The sequence below is a fragment of the Acetobacterium wieringae genome (assembly GCF_001766835.1).
Taxonomy (GTDB): domain Bacteria; phylum Bacillota; class Clostridia; order Eubacteriales; family Eubacteriaceae; genus Acetobacterium; species Acetobacterium wieringae.
Map to the genome: position 1 here is coordinate 56,788 of NZ_LKEU01000036.1, position 17,223 is coordinate 74,010.

The 17,223-nt window shown below is 41.9% G+C and carries 14 protein-coding genes; 4 read left to right on the plus strand and 10 right to left on the minus strand.

Translation table 11 applies throughout. The annotated features are described in order from the left end of the window. Positions 1–15: 15 nt before the first annotated feature. From ACWI_RS13665 to ACWI_RS13680, 4 genes are read right to left on the minus strand one after another with little or no spacing between them, the layout of a single operon-like run. Positions 16–690: a hypothetical protein gene (locus ACWI_RS13665; RefSeq protein ID WP_070371997.1), complete on the minus strand. Its 675-nt coding sequence runs from the start codon at positions 688–690 to the stop codon at positions 16–18. A 26-nt stretch (positions 691–716) separates the two neighbouring features. Further along, positions 717–3,176: a heavy metal translocating P-type ATPase gene (locus ACWI_RS13670; protein ID WP_070371998.1), complete on the minus strand. Its 2,460-nt coding sequence runs from the start codon at positions 3,174–3,176 to the stop codon at positions 717–719. 37 nt (positions 3,177–3,213) lie between these two features. Continuing rightward, a complete protein-coding gene (locus ACWI_RS13675; RefSeq protein WP_070371999.1) occupies positions 3,214–3,720 on the minus strand; it encodes a hypothetical protein in 507 nt (168 codons plus the stop codon). A 49-nt stretch (positions 3,721–3,769) separates the two neighbouring features. Continuing rightward, positions 3,770–5,134, minus strand: a complete 1,365-nt coding sequence (locus ACWI_RS13680) for an urease accessory protein UreH domain-containing protein (RefSeq protein ID WP_070372000.1) — start codon at positions 5,132–5,134, stop codon at positions 3,770–3,772. Between the two features lie 948 nt (positions 5,135–6,082). Between ACWI_RS13680 and ACWI_RS13685 the strand changes: the two genes are divergently transcribed. Further along, the gene (locus tag ACWI_RS13685) at positions 6,083–6,772 is read left to right on the plus strand and encodes a GGDEF domain-containing protein (protein ID WP_242871624.1); all 690 of its coding nucleotides are present in this window, start codon (positions 6,083–6,085) and stop codon (positions 6,770–6,772) included. Between the two features lie 320 nt (positions 6,773–7,092). Here the strand turns inward: ACWI_RS13685 and ACWI_RS13690 are convergent, their stop codons facing one another. Continuing rightward, positions 7,093–10,161, minus strand: coding sequence for a methyl-accepting chemotaxis protein (locus ACWI_RS13690; RefSeq protein ID WP_070372001.1), 3,069 nt, complete (start codon positions 10,159–10,161; stop codon positions 7,093–7,095). Positions 10,162–10,485: 324 nt separating this feature from the next. Then, the gene (locus ACWI_RS13695) at positions 10,486–11,784 is read right to left on the minus strand and encodes an HD-GYP domain-containing protein (RefSeq protein ID WP_084633706.1); all 1,299 of its coding nucleotides are present in this window, start codon (positions 11,782–11,784) and stop codon (positions 10,486–10,488) included. A gap of 251 nt (positions 11,785–12,035) precedes the next feature. On the opposite strand from ACWI_RS13695, the gene ACWI_RS13700 reads away from it, so the two are divergent. Next, complete coding sequence (locus ACWI_RS13700; protein ID WP_070372003.1) at positions 12,036–12,323, plus strand: hypothetical protein; 288 nt, start codon at positions 12,036–12,038, stop codon at positions 12,321–12,323. A gap of 196 nt (positions 12,324–12,519) precedes the next feature. Continuing rightward, positions 12,520–12,699 carry a hypothetical protein gene (locus ACWI_RS13705; RefSeq protein WP_070372004.1) on the plus strand — a complete coding sequence of 60 codons (180 nt, stop codon included), beginning with the start codon at positions 12,520–12,522 and terminating at the stop codon, positions 12,697–12,699. Positions 12,700–12,958: 259 nt separating this feature from the next. On the opposite strand, the gene ACWI_RS13710 is transcribed toward ACWI_RS13705, so the two are convergent. The 3 genes from ACWI_RS13710 to ACWI_RS13720 all read right to left on the minus strand — a co-directional run bounded on the left by ACWI_RS13710 (position 12,959) and on the right by ACWI_RS13720 (position 16,289). Next, complete coding sequence (locus tag ACWI_RS13710) at positions 12,959–15,178, minus strand: copper-translocating P-type ATPase (protein WP_242871625.1); 2,220 nt, start codon at positions 15,176–15,178, stop codon at positions 12,959–12,961. A 129-nt stretch (positions 15,179–15,307) separates the two neighbouring features. Continuing rightward, positions 15,308–15,559 (minus strand): SHOCT domain-containing protein, encoded by a 252-nt coding sequence (locus tag ACWI_RS13715; RefSeq protein ID WP_070372012.1) that lies wholly within the window; start codon positions 15,557–15,559, stop codon positions 15,308–15,310. 472 nt (positions 15,560–16,031) lie between these two features. Beyond that, positions 16,032–16,289 (minus strand): hypothetical protein, encoded by a 258-nt coding sequence (locus ACWI_RS13720; protein ID WP_070372005.1) that lies wholly within the window; start codon positions 16,287–16,289, stop codon positions 16,032–16,034. Positions 16,290–16,451: 162 nt separating this feature from the next. Here ACWI_RS13720 and ACWI_RS13725 point away from each other — a divergent pair, with 162 nt between their 5' ends. Beyond that, positions 16,452–16,655 (plus strand): hypothetical protein, encoded by a 204-nt coding sequence (locus tag ACWI_RS13725; protein ID WP_070372006.1) that lies wholly within the window; start codon positions 16,452–16,454, stop codon positions 16,653–16,655. Positions 16,656–16,744: 89 nt separating this feature from the next. On the opposite strand, the gene ACWI_RS13730 is transcribed toward ACWI_RS13725, so the two are convergent. Next, positions 16,745–17,223, minus strand: a 479-nt coding sequence (locus tag ACWI_RS13730; protein WP_139142293.1) for a DDE-type integrase/transposase/recombinase, incomplete at its 5' end; no start/stop codon positions are given.

Genomic DNA, 17,223 nt, shown 5'->3' on the forward strand with positions numbered 1-17,223 from the left:
CTCTTTTTTTCTAGTTTATTTAATATTGAACGGTTTTAAAAATTTATCCACTTCAATTGGTTTTTTATCTTCGTCTTCGGCACTGACCTTGGCGAAAACCCAGCCTTCAACTTTTTCCGGATCAACGCCGGCATCAATAAAAATCTGTGGATTTAAAACAAAGACAATGTCTTTATCATTGGTACTCAGGTCTTTAGCCCATTCAAACATATTCCCATCACCAATGTCAACCCCATAATGGTCAAGGGCGGTGTGATATTTAATATGATCACGTTTCAGATTGACAAGCTGTTCATAGGATGCCAGCGGGGTCACTTCGCCACTGTAGGTTAATTTTTCATCCCCTAACATTGTCCCGACCATAATCTTATCATCAACGAGCATTCCGGCGGGAAGCTTGGTGACATCAAGTCCAGCTGCGATGAATGGTTTAGCATCAACTTCCAGCATCACATCGTGAGGGGTGCCGCTACTGTAATCCTTACTCCAGATAAAACGGGCGGTTCCATCCGGTGCCGATAGTGCCCAGCCACCATTTATCTCATCTTCGGCAATTTGGTTGGGAATGACCTGAAGCACCGCATCAAAGGATGTGATGGAGGTCTTGCCGACAACATCAGTTTGCTGACAACCGGATAGGACAACTAACAATAATAGGGCTGCCCCGGCCAAAATAATTTTCTTCTTCATAATCTTTTCTCCTTATTAAATATTTTTTATGGTTTGAAACCTTTTAATCTGAGTGCATTGGTGAGTACCGAAACCGAACTCAGTGACATCGCAGCTGCTGCAAAAATGGGATTCAGCAATGGTCCGCCAAACAGATAGAGCAGTCCGGCGGCGATGGGGATTCCGGCGACGTTATAGCCAAATGCCCAGACCAAATTCTGCTTAATGTTACGGATGGTACTTTTGCTGAGTTTAATGGCGGTGGGTACATCCATCAGATCACTTCGCATCAGCACAATGTCGGCGGATTCCATGGCAACATCGGTACCGGAGCCAATGGCAATGCCAATGTCCGCCTGTGCCAAAGCCGGTGCATCGTTGATGCCATCTCCAACCATGGCCACTTTTCGGCCTTCAGCCTGAAGTTTTTTAACTTCGTTTGATTTATCCTGGGGCAATACTTCGGCCAGAACCCGATCAATACCAACCTGTTTGGCAATGGCTTCGGCAGTTTTTTTATTATCGCCGGTAATCATCGCCACTTCAATACCCATTTCATGAAGCTTGGCAATGGCCGCTTTACTGCTGGCTTTGACGACATCGGCCACAGCAATAATCCCGGACAGCGTGCCATCCATGGCAATGTACATGGGTGTTTTACCTTCTTCAGCAAGTCTGTCTGATTCTTCTTCCAGGGTGATCAGGGAGATACTGTTCTCATCCATCATTTTCCGGTTTCCCAATAGCAGCCGGGAACCGTCAACTTCCACTTCAATCCCATATCCGGGAATGGCTTTAAAGGTATCAATCTTAAGGGTTTCCAGGTTTTCTTTTTGGGCGCCACGGACAATCGCTTCACCCAGCGGATGTTCTGATCCTTTTTCAGCCGATGCGGCAATTTGAAGTAGCCAATCCCGCTCAATCCCATTTGCGGTGACAATGTCAGTTACCTCAGGCTTACCTTCAGTAATGGTGCCGGTTTTGTCAAAAACAATGGTATCAATAAGATGGGTGGTTTCCAGGGCTTCGCCGCCCTTAATTAAAATGCCATACTCAGCACCTTTTCCGGTACCCACCATGATCGCCGTAGGGGTTGCCAGACCAAGAGCACAGGGGCAGGCGATGACAAGAATCGAAATAAAAATGGTCATCGCAAAGACAAAGGTATGACCGGTAAAATACCAACCAGCAAAGGCCAGCACTGCGATCACAAAGACAATCGGAACAAAATAACTGGATACAATATCGGCCAGCTGGGCGATCGGTGCCTTTGAACCCTGGGCATCTTCCACCAGCTTGATGATTTGCGCCAGGGCAGTATCGCCGCCAATTTTTGTCGTTCTAAATTTGATTACACCATTTTTGTTAATACTGGCAGCGTATACCGCATCCCCAGATTTTTTATCGATGGGCATACTTTCTCCGGTAAGCATCGATTCATCAATGGCGGTGTTTCCTTCAATGACGATCCCATCAACCGGAATTTTGCCCCCCGGTTTGACCAGGATCACGTCGTCAATTTCGACCTCATCAATGGGTGTTTCAATTTCAACGCCATCCCGGATAACAACGGCCATTTTAGGTGCCAGACCCATCAGTTTTTTTATCGCTTCGGAAGTTTTCCCTTTGGATACCGCTTCCAAATATTTTCCTAACAGGATCAGGGTAATGATAACTCCAGCGGTTTCAAAGTACAAATCTTCAACTGCCCCGAAATTACCAATGCTGATCTGATAAACCGAATAGAGACTATAGAGAATCGCCGCCGAGGTTCCCATCGCAATCAATGAATCCATATTGGGACTGCGCTGGATGATGGCTTTGAAACCGACACTATAAAAACGGTGGCCAGCGATTATAATTGGAATCACCAGAATGATTTGCACGATGGCGTAGGTCAGTGGATATTGCATCGGCTCCAGAAAACTGGGAATCGGTAGTCGTAGCCACCAGATCATCGCCCCCATGGCCAGATAAAGCAGCGGAATCCCGAAAGTTGCCGACACGATTAATTTAGTCTTGAGGGTTCGGATTTCTTTTTCCTTCCTCAGTTTGTCTTCATCAATGGCCGTTTTTTTCTCAATTTCCAGCGCCTGATACCCGGCTTTTTCAATGGCCTGGCGAATGGTAGAGAGTTTAATCTGCTGGGTGTCGTAGTGAATGGTGGCTTTTTCCGTTGCCAGATTAACAGTAGCACTGGTGATTCCTTCAAGCTTCCCTAAAACCTTTTCGACCCGAGCCGAACAAGAGGCACAAGTCATCCCGCCAATCGGGATTGTCACTTCACTGATTGTACTGATTTCGACCGTACCGTATCCGGCTTTTTCAATGACTTCATTGATTTTTTGCCGGGAAGCCACGCCCTCATCATATTCTACCGACAGGCTTTCGGTGGCAAAATTCACTGATGCACTGGTTATCCCTGCCATCTTACTGACAACTTTTTCTACTCTGGCGGCACAGGCCGCACAGGTCATGCCCGTTATCTTGATTGTTTCTTTTTTCATTAAATTGCCCTCCTTGACTTTCATATATGACTCTTTTTTATTGGTTAATATCATCAACAACGGTAATGGTACTTCCTACCATTCCCATCCAGCAGGAATAATTGATGGTACCGGCCTTCGTCGGTGTAAATTCGACGACATTTTCTCCGGTAATCAGTTTTTGTTCAACACCATAGCTTCGGATCAGCATTTTATTATTGCAGCTATTCAAATCGCCGTCGTTGGCTGTAATGATCCATTTAACCGGTATCCCCGTTTGAACAACAATAGGTTTATAAATGCCCCGATCCAGGGTCGTTGCTACCGTTTGAACCCCATCACTCACTGTGGCTTTGGTTCCGGCATTTGATTTGGCAACGGAACTACTGACACTCTGCTGTTCTGTCGTTTTTTGAGACTCACTGCTTGATTGAGTTTGTGATGAATTAGAATTAACCGCTGTTTCGCCTGCGTTTCCTGAACTTCTGGTACAGCCAGAAAATATAACAATCCCCGTCAGGACGATGCCCAACACGATTCCCCATAAATAATATGATTTTTTCATTTAAATTCTCCTTTTTATACTACCCTTTTTTAGTCTTTACTACCTGTGCTTAATCGACAATTGTGATGTTGCTTTTAATCATCCCCATCCAACAACTATAGGGAATTGTTCCTGTTTCAATAGGTGTGAATTCAATGACATTGTCACCTGCCACTAACTTCTTTTCAATATTGTATTTGGGGATCAGCACTTGATTGTTGCAGCCATTAATGTCATTTTCATCCGCCTCGATGGTCCATTTGACGGGTACACCCACTTGGACGGTAATCGGTTCATAACGGTTCGGCGAAAGCTTTGTTGTAATTGTCTGAACCCCCTGGTTGACAGATGCTGTATTATTTTGCTGCACTTCATTCAACGCTGTCACACTACTGGTTAAGGTAGGAAGTGCAATACCCGATAAACTCACGCCATTGCTAAACATAAATACGCCCAGTATCAAAACGAGCACGGCGCTGGCGGTCATCATTTTACTGGTAAATTTTTTGCTGAGCAATGAGCTGATCGCTCCCAGTCCAAACATCAAGGGCACCGTTCCTAAACTAAATGCCAGCATCGATAAGGCACCCTGTACCGGATCACCGGTGGAAAGTGCATAGAGTTGCATGGCCTGGAGTGGTCCGCAGGGCATTAAGCCGTTTAACAGTCCGACATAGAGCGGGCTGTTGCTTTTTTTCTGTTCATTGATCTTCCTGGCAAAAATCTTGGGCATTCTGGGATTAAACTTACGCAGCCAGGGAAAAAGATTCAGCATATTCAAGCCCATAATCACCATGAACACCCCTGCCATAACAGCGACAATTCCTTTAGCTGTACCGGAAAAGCTGACGACTGATCCCAATGCTCCGACGATCCCGCCCACGATGGTATAGGAAATCACCCGACCGGTATTGTATAAAATGCCGGGCCTGAGATTTGCCGTTTTCTTTTCACTTTTTATACTTACATTGGGAACACATTGAGATAGGTTGATCCCCCCACACATGGCAACGCAGTGAATGGAAGTGAGTAAACCGATTAATAATAGTGCGCCATAACCGACACCCTGTTTTGCCTCTGGAAATGAGTTAAAGATGTTAAAACCGCCAAAGTAATTGATAATCACAAATGCAGCAATAATGATGATGCCGATTCCTAAAACTTCATTAATTATATTTTTCTTTTCAACGGTTTTGTTTTTTTGTTTTTCACCTGCACGTTTTACATGATAATCCATGCTTTCAATGGTCTGTACAATGGTTGACAGCTTCACACAATCCGGGTCATATGTAAAACTGACTCGTGAACGTGTATAACTTGCAGTGACATTTGTTACTCCATCAAGCTTTTTAAGTTTATTCTCAATTCGATTTTCACAATTAACACAGGTCATCCCGCTAACCGAAAATGTCTTTGTTATTGGTTTTTCTTCCATTGGTTATTCTCCTTGTCACTTCTTGTCTGACGATATAATAACAATAACTTTTGTAGAACTTATGGAGAAAAGACATTCTTTTTAAAAATTCTAAAAAAAATAAAGCAATGTATCAAATATTCTAATACATTGACTTTATTTCGTACGATGGGTGTTAAGGATCTCTTGCATCAACAGCAGTGGATAAAGCAAAGACAGTATTTAGAAAGGAATCATCAAGTCTTTTCAGAGATAATTCAGTTTCAGACTTTTGATTAATCTGCTCCTTATTCTATTGTCGAAGTGTTTGTAATGTTTTATAACGTATCCCAACCAACAATAAGAAAAGAATCAGAAATCCGCTAAAGACTGTCAATGCTATCCTTGTACAATCATGTTTGCATGTTCACTGATGTTTTTTTAAGGATTTACAGAACAGCAACACCTTCAACTATACCGTCATAGATGATCGGTTCATAAATATTATGACATGGTTTCCCTTAACATTGACATTAACTGAAAATAAGTATATGATAAATTTAATATATCACAAAATATGTGAATCCCAAATTCTCAATGATGAAAATTCCAAAATGAAAGTGCCTACGCATTTTAAACACGAACCGGTCTTTTGGATTTAAGAACATAACAAAATAAATGGAATTTATTGAGGTCTTGGCTCTGAGGCACCTTGCTTATCGATAGTGAAACTATTGTCATTCGGAAATTTTCTGAATATGAATTTGTAGATGGAGGCACTCTGATTCTATAACAAAAGTTATTCTCTAGACTTTGCAGCGAAATAATTCATGATAGATTGTCTACTTTAGTCGACATTTTAAAGAGACTTGGCTATTAATAATGGGGGGGGAAGTGAAATAGATTTTGTGTATGCGGCGCAGAACATTTTATGCGCCTATAAACATCAAACGTGTCATAAAAGCGGATCACTAGTAAAGGAGACCAGCTATGAAATTTAAATTCTTCATGCTCATTTCGATGGTGATATTGGGGATTGTATATGGGTTTGTCTATCATTATCTCGCGATGCCGTTACTGGGAGATAACGAGTTTGTTCATTGCTTAGGATCTGGAACAATATTTGGACTTATAGCCTATTTTGTAGCAGTTAATATTACTCACAAGTATTATAAACTTGAAAAAGTTTATAATACTCTAAAAAGAGATATTGATATTGATCAACTAACTGGATTATATAATAGAAGAGCTTTTGATCATTACATCAAGAAAATATCAAAAGATAAAGTATACTCATTAATTTTTATTGATGTGGACAATTTTAGAAAATTCAACAATGAATTTGGACATGATTCAGGAGATGCAGTATTGCAAAAAGTTAGTGCAACAATAAAGAATGCTATCAGACAGAATGATAGAGCTTATCGATATGGTGGAGAAGAAATTGTTGTTGTACTAAATAAATGTAGTAAGCATAATGCTATTAAAATTGGCGAAAAAATAAGATGCAATATAAGCAGTATAGATAATTCGCCACAACCCTCAATAACCGTTTCTTTAGGGGTCGCAAGTTATCCTGACGATGGTAGGGACATTTCGACAATCATTAAATTGAGTGATGAAGCCTTATTAGAAGCTAAGAAGTCAGGGAAAAATCGCCTGGTATACAAAATGATCTAAAACATGCCTTCGTTTTTTTATAATCTGCTTATTGCAGCAAATTCAAACGCGTTGTTTTTCACTGGATAATACTCTTGCGTTTTATGAGATGCAAAACTCGGCCAGTTCCACCTTCCCCTGGGCAGTGGATCACTTTCATCTGTAGAACAGTGTATGTATGTGTAGAGCGACCGAAAAAACAACCCGCGCAACACTTTTTTAAACTATATTTTAAAAACCAAAAATAAAGCGCTCCCCGGGCAATCTGTTACAACTTACCCGGGGAGCTTTTTATTTTTTGTACTAATTCTCACGCAGTCGATGTTTCCGTATTGGTTAGATTAATACTTATCATTGTCCCAATCGTCCAAATCAATTCGCGGTTCAGCGACTGCAACTGGCTCTGCTTGGAACGAGGGGGCGGCTGGGGACGGGGCGTAGTTGTCCGAGTCGGTTTTGATCGTAAAGGCACCGACCATCTGTTTGAGCATTTCGGCCTGACCGGAGAGTTCCTCACTGGCGGCGGCGCTTTCTTCAGCGGTAGCGGAGTTGGTCTGGACCACCTGAGAAACCTGTTCGATCCCTTTGGTGATCTGGGCAATTTCCGTGGCCTGATCGTTGGAAGCCCGGGCGATATTACCCACTAAGCTGGTGACCTTCTCGATGTCCGCCAGGATCTGGGTCAGACTTTCAGCGGTTTCATCGGCGATTTTAGAACCCACCGAAACCTTATCGATGGAGCCTTCAATCAGACCGGTGGTTTCCTTGGCGGCTTCGGCCGAGCGGGCGGCCAGGGAGCGGACTTCTTCGGCGACGACGGCAAAGCCCTTGCCGTGTTGTCCGGCCCGAGCCGCTTCAACGGCGGCATTCAGCGCCAGAATATTAGTCTGGAAAGCGATATCGTCGATAACCTTGATGATCTTTGAAATATTCTGGGAGGAAGCATTGATGTCGACCATGGCGGTGACCATGTTGTTCATCCGGACATTGCCAATTTCGGCATTGTTGCGAACCTCGATGGAACGCTCATTGGCTTCATTGGCTCGAACCGCATTCTGTTTGGTTTCCTGCGCCACTTCATCAATTGACGCGGTCAGTTCCTGAATCGCACTGGCCTGTTCGGTGGCTCCCTGAGCCAAAGCCTGACCGCCGTCAGAAATCTGACGGGCGCCGCTTTCAACCTGTCCAGCCGCCGAGTTGATGTCAAACATGGTGGTGCTGAGGCTGGCGGTAATGCTGTTAAGTGCGGTTTTAATGGCCTGGAAATCGCCCAGGTATTGGGTGGTGATTTCCTGATTCAGGTTGCCCCGGCCAATTTCTTCCAGGGTATGGGTAATTTCTTCCACATATTCCTTGAGGAAGGCGATGGTCTGATTCATATCTTCTTTAATCTGACCATGCTGGCCTTTAAAGTCGCCAGTCATGGCGGTGTGGAGATTTCCCTGGGACAGTTCCCGGAGCGTTGCCGAGGCGGCATTGATGGGCTCAATAACCACATCCAAAGTCTGATTAAAGCCCTCCACGACCTTTGCGTATTCGCCCTGGAATTTGGCCACGTTGCCACGGTTGGTCAGATCACCTTCCACGGCAATCTGGGTCATCGTCTGGGTTTCGGCCACCAACAGGGCGATGCTTTCGATCATTGAAATAAAGCTTGGAATCAGCGTATCGTTGTCACTCCGCTGACCGATAGCTTTGAGACCGTCCAGATCACAGAGGTTGCCGACGGCCATGTTGTTGGCAATTTCGACAATATGTACCATTTGATCGTGAACGCCGTTAATCGATTCGCCAATCTCCTGATAGATCCCCTGATAACTGCCCTCAATTTTCTGGGACAGATCATTGGCAGAAAGCTTAGCCAGCACTTCATTTCCTTCGGTCAGAGCGCCTAACCCGTCGATACAGGCATTAATATTATTTTTAAGATCGTTAAAATCGCCCTTGTATTCGGTGGTGATCGGCGGTGGAATTACCCCGTTACCGATCCGTTCAATCGCCTTGCTGGCTACTTTAAGTGGATTGACAAAAGTATTGACCATGTTGTTGAGGCTGATAATCATGTCCTTGAAAGCGCCGGTATAATCAGTGGTATTGCCCCGATAATTCAGTTGTCCATCCTGGGCGGCCGTGCCGATTTTCTTAATCCCTTCATTGACCTTATTCATTTCGGCGACCATATCAATCAGGGCGTAGGCCAGCACATCCTTATCAGACTGGGGCACAATCGCCACGGCAAAATCGCCTTCGGACAAACGACGTGCGGCATCAGCCTGGGCTTTGCGGTTATCAATGATGGTCGCAAAAGAATCCATCAAAGTGCCAATTTCGTCCTCGCTGGCGGCAACGATTTCCAGATCCACATTGCCCAACGCCATTTGATCGGCCAGAGCGGTTAATTCAACAATCGGCTTGCTGATCCGTTTAGCCAGAATATAGGCGGCCACACCGCCGATTAACAGCACCAGCAGCAAAACCAGCAGGGTGACGTTGCGTAAATGATGCATCGGTGCCAACACATCACTTTCGTACTGGGCAATAATCAGAGTCCAGTTGGTTCCCGGTATGGGTGCGGTGGCACCGATCTTCGTTTCGCCATTTAAAGAGTAGGAAAGCATTCCAGTTTGACCGGCACCCAGTTCTTTAAAGGCGATCCCAAAATCTCTCCAGACGCCATTTTTTTCAATATCGGCAAAAACATTGGTCTGATTCATAATCACCTCATCATCAGGGTGGGCCATAAAACCGCCCTCGTTATTGACCACAAAGCCGTATTGACGCTCACCGTCACCCATGGCATTGGTGGTGTCCTTTAAGAAGGTGGGATCCCGACGGCCGATCAGCAAGCCGACCACCTGACCATTGCTTTTAATCGGAGCGACATCAAAGACCACCGGCTCTTGAGTGACCTTGCTGATGGCCACATCGGAAACAACCGTTTCGCCTTTGAATCCGTCAGTGTACCAGAATTGTCCGGCAGAGTCAAACTCGCCGCCGCCGACCAGGTATTTGGCATGACCGTCAAGGTTCATCACGGCAATATCCTGATACCCCAGTTTATCAACATCGCTGGCAATGGCGGCCACCTGGGCGTTCCAATCCATGCTGGAGACGCCGCTGCGCAGAGTTACTTCACTAAGGGTGCTGAGATTGCCAGCAATGATGGCACCAACGTGGGAAGCGCCTTCATTGGTGTATTTCCGGGCATCGTCATGAGCCTGTTCCAGAATGGCGGCTGACCCCATATTTATAAATATAACACTAAGCGAGATGACGGCAACAGCCAGAATTATCAAGGTAAATCCCAGCAGTTTGGTAGATAAGTGTTTTTTTCTGGAACCCTTGATGGAGCTAGTAGCGCTGACCGGGTTCGGTTCTTTGTTCGAGTTAAGTAGTGCTTTTTCTTCCATTTTTTCCTCTTTTCTTTGTCCGTTTTTGCTTTAACAGGTTCTTGTTCTTGTGATTTTCAACTTCAGGCTCAATCTATTTGAATTGACACACAGCCTCTGTTACCTTTATGATTGTGAAAGCCATCGCTATGGATTTAGTTTTGGAATCAGTTTAGCGTAGATTGTCCTTTTCACACTTTTATTGCTGTTTTGCACCTGTTCCACCTCCTTGTCACTTCTTGTCTGACGATATTATAACAATAACTTTTGTAGAAATCATGGAGATGAAAAATATTTTAAATTTTAATATTTCTGATGATGACTGTTTCTGATGATACCTAATTGCTAATTCAAATCTTTGACGATACTTTCAATTTTCATAAATGCTTCAACCAATTTTTGGTCAAATTGAGTACCGCTGTTTTTTCGAATCTCCGCAACTGCAACCTCGTGGCTAAATCGCTGTCGATAGGGTCGATCTGTCGTCATTGCATCATAGGTATCGGCAATGGCAATGATCCGCGAACCCAGTGGAATTTCCTCACCTCTGATCCCACATGGATAACCGTTGCCTGCGAACTTCTCATGATGGTGGCGAATAATTGGTAAGGCTTCCGCTAGAAAACTGACGTTACTAAGGATACTAATCCCAATATCCGGATGCTTTTTTATAACCTCGTATTCTTCATCTGTCAGCTTACCATTCTTATTCAAAATATGATCGGGTATCCCGATTTTTCCGATATCATGAAAAAGCCCTGCATATTCAAGAATTTCTTGATTTTCTGCTGTCAATTTCAGTTCTCTGCTTAAAAGCATGGATATTTTTGACACCCGTTCGGAGTGTCCTGCTGTATAAGGATCTCTGGCATCAACAGCATTGGATAAAGCAAAGACAGTATTTAAATAGGAATCATCAAGTCTTTTCAGTGATAATTCGATTTCAGACTTTTGATTAATCAGTTCCTTGTTTTGGTGTCGAAGTGTTTGTGATGTTTTATAAAGTATCCCCACCAACAATAAAAAAAGGATCAAAAATCCGCCAAAGACTGTCAATACTATTACTTGTACAATCATGTTTGCATGTTCACTGATGTTTTTTTCAAGGATTTGCAGAACGGCAACACCCTCAACTTTGCCGTCATAGATAATCGGTTCATAAATATTTATGACAAGTTTGCCCTTATTTCCATCTTCAGCATTATTGAGTGCATAAGCATCTGAAACGACGAAAGAAACCTCACCGTTCAATACTTTTTCAAGATCTTTTTGGTTCGGTAGTTCACCAGTAAAAACAGCGTGATCTGCCATGATCACTTTTTCATCCTGATTGATGAGCATGATCGATTGAATGTCATATAAATCCATGGATTCAATGATATTAGATTTAATTTGAGATGCCTTAATGTCGGTTATGTTATCAGCAAAGTCTGTCTTGGTCAGATTGTTTTTAACAACCGTACTGATTGTAATTTTAGCAACTTCTTCTAAATTTCCCAGTTTATCATTTTTTATATGTTCATATATAACCAGGGAAAGCACAATGCCCATTAAAACAAACGCAAACATACTGTATAAGGCAAAAGTCCTTATTAATGGATATCTTTTCATAAATACACCTTTCACAACTACTTGTTTAATCATATCATAGCTATCTGTTATGGTATAATTGTCATTATATGTTATCTTATCGGCTAAATCAAGTAGAGGATTATCTTTTTATCTTAATATGAAATCCTGATTATCTCAATCATTATTTGATAAACATTTCATCGGGAACAGAATTATCTGTTTTTTTTGAAAAATTTTTAATAATTTCAAATCTCCATAAAATCTCCACAACTATCAAGTATACTTGCAGACATAGATCAAATAATTTTAAGGAGCTGATACTGATGAACTGCTGTAAAAAAGATGAAAATAAGGACAACTTGAAAAAAAATAAAAAACATCATATGTCACATATGATGATGATGGCCCTTTGTTGTGGTGCACCCATTTTAATATTACTTATCATAACATTACTTGGTTATCAAGGTATTCTATTTACGCTTCTGCCATTCATTTGCCCGATTATGATGGTACTCATGATGCCGATGATGTTAAGGGGTGGCAACAAAGGTAAATCGGAACAAACAGATCAAACAGAGGAAAAACCCTCAGATCAGAACCTTCTTTCTTAGTAATTTTTCTTTCTGTTTTGTAGCTAGATGGACACATGCATTGTTTTGCAGGTGTCTTTTTTTTACCATCCTCAAATTTCCGCGAAATTATTCGAAAATTTGATTTTATTTATGTTGAAATACTCAATTTCTCCATAATTTATTCACAAGTCTATTGTATGATATACACAACAAATAATTTTAAAGGAGCATTTCAATGGGAACAATCATATCAATTTTAATCTTTATCGGGCTGATGTTTGTCATGTCTAAATTCGGCATCGGATGTTGCGGTGGTCATTCTGGTCATAAACATCATAATGATTCAAAAAATTCAGAAGGTTCAGAGTTAGCAGGTTCAGAGAAAAAGCAAATTTCCAAGAATGATTTGGAATAATGATTATAAGTATTCTTTAAACGATGGTGGGTATTTTATTAATCTATTCTGCTTCGATCTGCAAGTCAAAGATCATTTTAAAACATAAGGGGAGCCGTGCCAAAGTTATATGCACGGCCCCTTTTATATTTTTCTTATCACTTTCACAACTCAAATTTCATATAATCTACTTCACTCTTTTTACCGTATATATAACAGTCTCGCAAGATTTTAAGAGCATTATTCCCCGATCCAGCTGACTGATACAAAAGATGAATGGTTAATCAATTTTGAGTAGTTTTGCATTGATGGCCACAATGATTGTACTTAATGACATCAACGCCGCACCGACAGCCGGATTTATCACAATCCCCTGATTATAAAGGACCCCCGCCGCTAAGGGAAGTGCGATCATATTATAACCCGTCGCCCAGATCAGGTTTTGGATCATCTTTTGATAGGTTGCTTTTGAAAGCTTTAAAACAGTTACCACATCCAGCGGATTGCTTCGTACGAGAATAACATCGGCTGTTTCAATGGCAACATCTGTTCCCGCTCCGATGGCGATACCTAAATCCGCTTTTGCCAGAGACGGTGCATCATTCACGCCGTCACCGGTCATTGCCACAATCTTGCCTTCTTTAATAAGACCATCAATTTTGGATGCTTTTTCCTGGGGTAATACCTCAGCAATGATTGTATCGATTTTCAGCTGATTACCCACATAAGCGGCAACTCTCTGGTTATCCCCGGTCAATAGAATGGTTTCAATATCCATAGAATTTAGAATATCAATGGCTTCTCTGGCCGAATCTCTGACAATGTCTGATAATGCCAGATAGCCAAGGAGCGTGCGACCATCTAAAATGAAAATAACCGTTTTGCCCATCTGAGCAAGTTTTTCATATTGATTTACGTCAAAGGCTATTTTTTCTGACCGCAAATAACCAGGACTTACAACCATAATGTCCCGACCATCCACGTTGGCTTTTAGCCCTTTACCCGGCAGGTTCTGATAATCTTTTACTTCCTTCATTTTGAGGTTTAATTTCTTTCCTACATTGACGATTCCCTGTGCAATAGGATGTTCTGAATTTGATTCGACTGAATAAGTAAGTAAAAGGAGTTCTTCCCGGGATATTCCTATTGCCTTGATATCAGTTATCCCAAATGTCCCTTCGGTCAAAGTTCCTGTTTTATCGAAAACCACAGCATTGAGCTTACGAGCGTTTTCAAAGGCCGCCCGATCTCTGATTAAAAGACCTTTCCGGGCTCCAATGCTGGTCGAAACAGCTGTTACAAGCGGAACTGCCAGGCCTAATGCGTGGGGACAGGAAATAACGATGACGGTGACGGCTCGTGTGACGGCAAAGTTAAGATCCTGTGAGATGATCATCCATGCCGAAAAAGTCAAGGTTCCGGCGATTACGGCAATATAAAACAACCACTTGGCCGCTTTGTCCGCTAATCGTTGGGTATTGGATTTTGAATCCTGGGCTTCCCGAACAAGTTTTAACACTTGTGACAGAAAAGTGTCTTCTCCAACTCGAGACACTTTAAATTTTAAAATCCCCTCACCATTAATAGAACCTCCGACTGTTTCATCACCCGCTTCTTTCTCAACAGGTGCAGATTCTCCGGTGATCATGGATTCATTAACGGCTGATCTCCCATCATAAACTAAACCATCAATGGGAATCTTCTCACCCGGTTTAACAAGAACAGAGTCGCCGGCTTTTAAATGTTTTACAGGAATATCCTTGATTTCCCCATTGTCCATTATCTGGTGTGCTTCTTCGGGCATGAGTTTCACCAGTTCATCTAGTGCCCGCGACGCTCCCATCACCGATTTCATTTCAATCCAATGACCCAAAAGCATGATGACGATTAATGTGGCCAGCTCCCAAAAGAAATCATCACCGGATATAAAAAATACGGTTAGCGTACTATAAATATAGGCAACTGTGATGGAAAGCGCAATGAGTGTCATCATTGCCGGCGATTTTTTCTTAAGCTCATCTCTGGCACCGACAAGGAAGGGCTTTCCGCCATAAAAAAAGAGAATGGTAGAAAGACCAAACAGTAAATAGGAATCGCCGATGAATCGCCAATCCACACCCATAAACATCTGGATCATTGGCGATAAAATTAGTATCGGTATCGTAATAATCAAAGAAACAAAAAACCGTTTTCTAAAATCCGCCACCATCATTGCGTGATGATCATGATGGTCATCATGTTCGGTATGTTGCTCATTGGCTGGAATATGATGATGAGAATGTTCCATTTCTGCCTGGGGAATTTCTTGGCCGGGATCATGCGGATGATTCATTCCACCATGACCTTGATTATGCGTATGTTCATCATTTTTTTGAGGAATGTCCTTGTGTTCCTGATGTGCATGGTTTTTATGTGCTTGATGGGTTTCATGCTTATCACTCATCAATTCTCCGTCAGGCAAAGCACTCTTCAGATCTTTAGTTGAATGTTCTTTATCCATCCTATTCGCATCCTTTCTATTTTTGGCTATTCTATAATCTTTATAATGATTACTAAGTATGAGATTAATTTGACCATTACTTCAAACTCACAAAAAAAGGACAGTTCCAGAAAACACTGTCCTTTTCAATCATGTCTTAGCTATAACTTTCGCAACTCCGCTTTTTTTTTGATTATATTCTTCGTCGTCGATTTCACCCCGCGCATACCGCTCATGCAAAATTTCCAAAGCTCTATCACCTGAACGGGTTCCTTCTTTTGCATTTGAATTTGTAAAATGGTGAACAATAAAATACACTCCGATGATAACCAGAACAAGTAATAGAAACAATCCAAACATCATAAAAAAGCCAAAACCACCATAACCTATACCATACATCATAATCGATTCCTTCTTTCTATTCTCAATCATATTTCACTCTAATGAGCCCAACTAAAATCTGAATTTATTTTAGGGAGTGGATATTCTTTGTCATGTTATTAAATTCTTCAATCGAACTTTCACCATTAGAATTCCTTCTGTCAGCGATATATTTGTCACAATAGAAAATAAAAATAGTGACATTGAAAAGATTCGGCGTCACCCTACCTTCTTTATATAATTACACGTTTTCTATATATATACATATCTTTTATACCCCTATAACATTACTTGTAACATTACTTGTAACATTACTTGAATCACTTATAGAAGAAACGATGGATAGATTTTTTCTTGGTAATCAACATGGATTGGTCGCAAAACTCTGGACACTCGGATCATGTCAGAACAAGAATTCCATTTTAATAAGGCTATCTGAAAATTTGTATTTATGTCTTAAGAACCCCATACAATATAATTGTTCAAATCCAACTCATATTCCACTGCCATTATGGCATAAAAATGAATCACTTTCACAACCCAAATATTTGATATAATTATTGATGTCCTGGACGGTAACAGTTCTTGTAATCTGATCCAACCAACAACAATACATAAATGCATCGGAATGAGTTGGGTTAAACTCAATAATATTTTCACCAGCTTTCAACTTCTGATCCACACCAAATTCTTTGATTAGAATTCCAATATTCCAACTATAAATATCGTCATTTTCCACGGTTATTTTCAATCTGTATATTCCGTTCGTGAAACCCCATCTGCACGGACAAACTGTTCCATCATCACGATTGAACTGACCCACCTTAACGAAAGGTGAGCCATTCATATAAATTGAACCTATAATGAAGTTGGCACACAAATGTGTGACTATCATTACAGGAGGTCGATAATTATGGTAAATTATCGAGAAATCCTGAGACTGAACAGTCTCAATTACACCCAGCGACAGATCGCTGCAAGCGTTCATAGCTCGCGAAATACGATTCGGGAAGTGCTTGAAGTCGCAGCCAAAGCGGGTATTGAATGGCCATTGGATGAAGCGGCAACCAATGAAGTGCTGCTGGCTACCTTCTATCCCGGTTGGAATTGTCAATAATAGTTCAGTCAAAACACGCAAGGAATTTTCCAAGCCCCTATAGAATAGCCAGCCCTCATCGTCGGTAACAATCATCAAAACTTTGAATGCTATGCAGCGAGCTGGTGATTGTCGATAAAAAGCCCCCGATAAACTAGCGGTGGATAGCCATTATTTGTACTGTAAATTCGTCGACGATTGTAATAATGGATGTAGCGATGAACAATCGTTTTGACTTCAACCATGGGCATACTTTTGGTATTAATTTTATAGAGCTTCTCTTTTTTCAGCGTTGCGAAAAAACTTTCCATCCGGGCATTATCATAACAACGCCCGGTGCCACTCATACTCTGGATGGCATTTGCTTTTTTTAATACCTTTCGAAAGCGTTGGCTGGTAAACTGCGTGCCCCGATCGGAATGAAGGATCATTCCTTCGGCACCATCATCTCTGCAGGCGTTTTGAAACGCTTCAACACAAAGGTCTGCCCGCATGTTGTCATCCATCCTGAAGCCCCGGATACTGCCGTCATAGCAATCAAAAATGGGTGCCAGATAAAGTTTTCCATCTTTACAGGGGATTTCTGTAA

What these genes read in the sequence shown, in the direction of transcription:
- ACWI_RS13665 (WP_070371997.1), bottom strand. Translation starts at nt 690, where the DNA reads ATGAAGAAGAAAATTATTTTGGCCGGGGCAGCCCTATTATTGTTAGTT.
- ACWI_RS13670 (WP_070371998.1), bottom strand. Translation starts at nt 3,176, where the DNA reads ATGAAAAAAGAAACAATCAAGATAACGGGCATGACCTGTGCGGCCTGT.
- ACWI_RS13675 (WP_070371999.1), bottom strand. Translation starts at nt 3,720, where the DNA reads ATGAAAAAATCATATTATTTATGGGGAATCGTGTTGGGCATCGTCCTG.
- ACWI_RS13680 (WP_070372000.1), bottom strand. Translation starts at nt 5,134, where the DNA reads ATGGAAGAAAAACCAATAACAAAGACATTTTCGGTTAGCGGGATGACC.
- ACWI_RS13685 (WP_242871624.1), top strand. Translation starts at nt 6,083, where the DNA reads ATGAAATTTAAATTCTTCATGCTCATTTCGATGGTGATATTGGGGATT.
- ACWI_RS13690 (WP_070372001.1), bottom strand. Translation starts at nt 10,161, where the DNA reads ATGGAAGAAAAAGCACTACTTAACTCGAACAAAGAACCGAACCCGGTC.
- ACWI_RS13695 (WP_084633706.1), bottom strand. Translation starts at nt 11,784, where the DNA reads ATGATTAAACAAGTAGTTGTGAAAGGTGTATTTATGAAAAGATATCCA.
- ACWI_RS13700 (WP_070372003.1), top strand. Translation starts at nt 12,036, where the DNA reads ATGAACTGCTGTAAAAAAGATGAAAATAAGGACAACTTGAAAAAAAAT.
- ACWI_RS13705 (WP_070372004.1), top strand. Translation starts at nt 12,520, where the DNA reads ATGGGAACAATCATATCAATTTTAATCTTTATCGGGCTGATGTTTGTC.
- ACWI_RS13710 (WP_242871625.1), bottom strand. Translation starts at nt 15,178, where the DNA reads ATGGATAAAGAACATTCAACTAAAGATCTGAAGAGTGCTTTGCCTGAC.
- ACWI_RS13715 (WP_070372012.1), bottom strand. Translation starts at nt 15,559, where the DNA reads ATGATGTATGGTATAGGTTATGGTGGTTTTGGCTTTTTTATGATGTTT.
- ACWI_RS13725 (WP_070372006.1), top strand. Translation starts at nt 16,452, where the DNA reads ATGGTAAATTATCGAGAAATCCTGAGACTGAACAGTCTCAATTACACC.